The sequence below is a fragment of the Thalassospira sp. UBA1131 genome (assembly GCF_002311515.1).
Classification (GTDB): Bacteria; Pseudomonadota; Alphaproteobacteria; order Rhodospirillales; family Thalassospiraceae; genus Thalassospira.
Map to the genome: position 1 here is coordinate 8165 of NZ_DCAO01000060.1, position 4637 is coordinate 12801.

Here is a 4637-nt window from a genome sequence, read left to right on the forward strand (position 1 = left end):
CGTTCGAGATACCAGGTGGCATAATTCATCAGATAGTCGCGGGTGACCTTGCGCGGGCGTTTGGGTTCGTGCGAGCGGGTTTTCGACTTTTTGCCGGACTGGTTGGAAAAACGCGCATTTCCGGCGGGCTTTTTTTCGCGCGCAGAGTCGCTGGTTTCCGGGCTTTGGCGATGTTTGTCGTGCATGACTGACACTATGAATGAATTCACACCCTTGCAAGTATGACCCCACTCTCCCTATTTTACGCGCAATTGTCTGCATTTTTCCGAAGGAAATTCCATGAACGAGTCAGAGCAACGTGCTCTTGCCCCGCGTTATATGGGGGCTGTGAACTGGCTTGGACTTTGGACCCTTTATGCCAAAGAAGTCCGTCGGTTCCTGAATGTGCATTTGCAAACCATTGGTGCGCCGGTTGTTACCAGCCTGCTGTTTCTTGCTGTTTTCCTGCTGGCCCTTGGCCGTGCGGTTGAAATGGTCAATGGCATTCCGTTTGCCACCTTCCTCGCACCCGGTCTGATCATGATGACCATGGTGCAAAACGCCTTTGCCAACTCCTCAAGCTCGATCACGATTGCCAAGGTACAGGGCAATATCGTCGATGTTTTGATGCCGCCGCTGTCGGCAGGCGAAATGGTTGCCGGTTTTGCCTTTGGCGCGGTAACGCGCGGCATGATCGTTGGTCTGGTCACCGCGATCTTCATGTCGTTCTTTGTTGACGTCGCAATCCACAATATCTGGGCGATCCTGTATTTCGGGATTTCGGCATCCCTGATGCTGTCGCTTCTGGGGATTGCGGGTGGTGTCTGGGCAGAGAAGTTTGACCATATCGCGGTTGTGACCAACTTTGTCGTGACCCCGTTATCCTTCCTGTCAGGCACGTTTTACAGTGCGGAAAGCCTGCCCGAAGCCGGTCAGGTTCTGGTGCATTTCAACCCGTTCTTCTACATGATTGACGGGTTCCGTTATGGCTTTACCGGGATTTCCGATGGCACGATCATGACAGGTGTGGTGGTTCTTGCCCTGGTCAATGCGGCGCTTTGGCTGCTGTGCTATCGCATGATCAAAACCGGCTACAAGCTTAAGGCCTAAGCGCCGATCTGATTGCCAAATCACAAAGGACGGTATTCTGATGCGGATGCCGTCCTTTTTCATTTTGATGACCATTTTTAAATCAGTGTCGTACGTGCTTTTGCGGCGTTGACAGGGTCGGTGAATCTCTTGATACTCCTCGGCTTCCCAGCAGTCCGCTGGAGCTTGACCAATCGGTCAGGAATGTGAATTTTACCCGAATTGAGGAATAAGAAAGTGATTACTCCCGTCATGCCGACCTACGCGCGGGCCGATTTGGCCTTTGAGAAAGGTGAAGGACCTTATCTCTATGCGCAGGACGGCCGACGATTCCTTGATTTCGGGTCGGGGATCGCGGTCAACACGCTTGGTCATTCGCACCCGCATCTGGTGGCGAAACTGACCGAACAGGTTGGCAAGCTTTGGCATACCTCGAACCTGTATCAGATGCCGGGGCAGGAAAAGCTGGCCAAGCGGCTGATTGAGAACAGTTTTGCCGATACGGTGTTTTTCTGTAATTCGGGTGCCGAGGCGAATGAAGCGGGCATCAAGATGCTGCGTCGGTATCAGTATGTGTCGGGCCATCCGGAAAAGAACCGCATTCTGGTTGCGACCAATGCGTTTCATGGAAGGACCCTTGGCACCCTGACCGCAGGTTATAGCGAGAAATACCGCGAAGGTTTCGGGCCGATGCCTGATGGCTTTGACCGGGTGGCGTTTGGCAACCTGAACGAACTTCGCAACGCGATTACGCCAAATACCGGCGGCATTATCCTTGAGCCGATCCAGGGCGAAGGCGGCATTTGCTGTGCGCCGGAAGGGTATCTTGAGGGTGTGCGCAAGGCGGCCGATGAATTCGGCATGCTGGTGATGTTTGACGAAGTTCAGACCGGTATTGGCCGAACCGGCAAACTGTTTGCCTATCAATGGTCGGACATGGAGCCTGATATCATTTCCTCGGCCAAGGGACTTGGCGGTGGCTTCCCGATCGGGGCGTTGCTTGCCAATGAAAAGGCAGCCGCTGCCTTTACGCCCGGTATGCATGGCACGACCTTTGGCGGTAACCAGCTTGCAACGGCGGCGGCCAATGCGGTGCTGGATGAGGTTCTGAAACCCGGTTTCATGGACCATGTTCTGGAAATGAGCCGCCTGATTGTTGATGGCCTTGAGGTGATTGCACGCAAGCATCCGGGCTTTATCGAAGAAGTGCGTGGCATGGGCCTGCTGTTGGGGATGAAAACCAAACCGGCCAATGTTGATGTTGTTGCCAAACTGCGCGAGTTCAATCTTTTGACCGTGCCGGCAGGCGACAATGTGGTGCGTATCATTCCGCCGCTTAACATCACCAAAACCCATGTTGACGAAGCGCTGGTTGCCATTGATGCAGCCGCTGCCGCCCTTGGTAAATAATGCGCAAATAAGGGCGCGGAAGGAAATTTGACTATGACTGATATTCGCCATTTTCTCGATCTCGACAAAATGTCGGCAAGCGAGCTTAAGGATATTCTGGCCCTTGGCGACTCCGAGAAGGCCGGGAAAGCTCCGTTCGGGGTAAAGCCGCTTGCGGGCAAGACTTTGGCTTTGATTTTTGAAAAGCCGTCGACCCGTACGCGTGTGTCGTTCGAAGTTGGCATGCGCCAGCTTGGCGGTGATGTGGTGACGCTTGATGCTGACAGCAGCCAGCTTGGCCGCGGGGAAACCATTGCCGATACCGCGCGCGTTCTGTCGCGCTTTGTCGATGCGATTATGATCCGAACCACCGATGAATCCAAACTGCATGAGTTGGCGCAATATGCCACCGTGCCGGTGATCAATGGCCTGACCGACCAAAGCCATCCGTGCCAGATCATGGCCGATCTGATGACGGTCAAGGAACACAAGGGCAAGCTAGAAGGCCTCAAGTTCGCCTGGGTTGGTGATGGCAATAACGTCTCGGCATCGTTCATTCATGCATCGCCGAAATTCGGCTTTGCACTGGATATGGCGTGCCCGGCGGGCTATCGCCCCAATCAGGGTCTGATTGAAACCGCCAATGCCGAAGGCGGCAAAGTGCGTCTGACCGATATGGACAGTGCACTTGCGGGGGCCGATGTTGTGGTTACCGATTGCTGGGTCTCGATGGGCGATGAAGATTACGACGCCCGTATGGAAGCCCTTTCGCCCTATCAGATTAATGAAACCACCATGGCACAGGCCAAGGATGATGCGATCTTCCTGCATTGTCTGCCCGCCCATCGAAACGAAGAAGTCACCGACGCGGTGATTGACGGGCCACAGTCGGTTGTGTTTGACGAGGCGGAAAACCGCCTGCATGCGCAAAAGGGTGTTTTGCTCTATTGCCTGAATGGTTTGCCGTCGTAAGGCTTGCCATCCGGGTTATGGCCCCTAAATAAGCCATATCGAATTTGAAGGGCGGCATTGGCCGCCCTTTGCTATGCTGTCAGGTGTTTGCCTTATGCGCCTCGACAATGCGGGGTCGCAGTTGTTATACGCCCCGCAACACGTAAAAACGCGGAAGCTGAAAATGCAGATTGCTGTCGATTTTTGCCAGCCCTTCACGCTGGATCATTCCAACATCCGTGGCCGCTTCACGCGCCTGGGCCCGACGGTGCAGACCATCATCGGGCAGCACTCCTATCCTGCGCTTGCCAACCATCTGCTTTCCGAGATCATCGGCCTTGCCGTGCTGTTGTCCTCGTCGCTGAAATATGAAGGCCTGTTTACCCTTCAGACCAGCTCCGACGGGCCGATCAGCATGCTGGTGGTCGATGTCGATAGCGATGGCAATGTGCGCGCCTGCCTTCGGGTCGATGAAGAACGCCTGAAAACCATGATTGCCGAGGAAGAAGGCGGCGAGGATGCCCTTCGGGGTCAGGTTCTTAAGCTGATGGGACGGGGACATATTGCCTTCACGGTCGATCAGGGCGACGAGCACGAGCGTTATCAGGGGATTGTATCGCTTGAAGGCGAGACGCTGGCGCAATGTGCAGAGGCCTATTTCCGCCAGTCCGAACAGCTTGAAACATCGTTCAAGCTCGAAGTTCATCGCGGCGAGACCGCAGATGACTGGTGGGTCGGCGGGTTGTTCCTGCAAAAAATGCCGGTCAGCGCATCGGGCGATGCGAGCACCCCGGAAGAGGCAGAAAAGGTATCTGAAGACTGGAACAGATCAACCATCCTGATGGCGAGTGCGACCGAGAACGAGCTGGTTGATATTTCGCTTTCGGCCCATGACCTGATCTGGCGCCTGTTCCATGACGAGGAACCGCGCGTGTTTGAACAGACCCAGCTTCAGTTCAAATGCCGTTGTTCGCGCGAGAAGATCGAAGGCGCGCTTGTGACCTATCCGCTTGAGGAGCTTCTGTCGATGCGTGAAGCCGATACCGGCGAGGTTGGTGTTTCCTGCCAGTTCTGCAACACGCGTTACGGCTTCAACGAGGCGGAGCTGCGTCAGCTCAAGGCAGATGATCCCGAAGCGGCATCGCCGAAAATCTAGTAGCGGCTTCAGGGGCTTCGGGGCTTAATTGTTCGTCACAGCCTTGCCTTAATCCTAAAGCAACGTCACCATG

At 54.9% G+C, this 4637-nt stretch carries 4 protein-coding genes and 1 pseudogene; 4 read left to right on the top strand and 1 reads right to left on the bottom strand.

What is annotated here, in order from left to right:
* A pseudogene (locus tag B3Z49_RS09245) lies at positions 1-185 on the bottom strand (RecX family transcriptional regulator); the annotation flags it as partial.
* Positions 186-279: 94 nt separating this feature from the next.
* Between B3Z49_RS09245 and B3Z49_RS09250 the strand changes: the two are divergent.
* From B3Z49_RS09250 to B3Z49_RS09265, 4 genes are all read left to right on the top strand, one after another.
* Positions 280-1089: an ABC transporter permease gene (locus B3Z49_RS09250; RefSeq protein ID WP_008889022.1), complete on the top strand. Its 810-nt coding sequence runs from the start codon at positions 280-282 to the stop codon at positions 1087-1089.
* Between the two features lie 231 nt (positions 1090-1320).
* On the top strand, positions 1321-2478 hold the full coding sequence (locus B3Z49_RS09255; protein WP_296990255.1) for an aspartate aminotransferase family protein: 1158 nt from the start codon (positions 1321-1323) through the stop codon (positions 2476-2478).
* Between the two features lie 33 nt (positions 2479-2511).
* On the top strand, positions 2512-3429 hold the full coding sequence (gene argF, locus B3Z49_RS09260; RefSeq protein ID WP_008889025.1) for an ornithine carbamoyltransferase: 918 nt from the start codon (positions 2512-2514) through the stop codon (positions 3427-3429).
* A 163-nt stretch (positions 3430-3592) separates the two neighbouring features.
* Positions 3593-4564, top strand: coding sequence for an Hsp33 family molecular chaperone HslO (locus tag B3Z49_RS09265; RefSeq protein WP_296990252.1), 972 nt, complete (start codon positions 3593-3595; stop codon positions 4562-4564).
* The last annotated feature ends 73 nt before the right edge of the window (positions 4565-4637 follow it).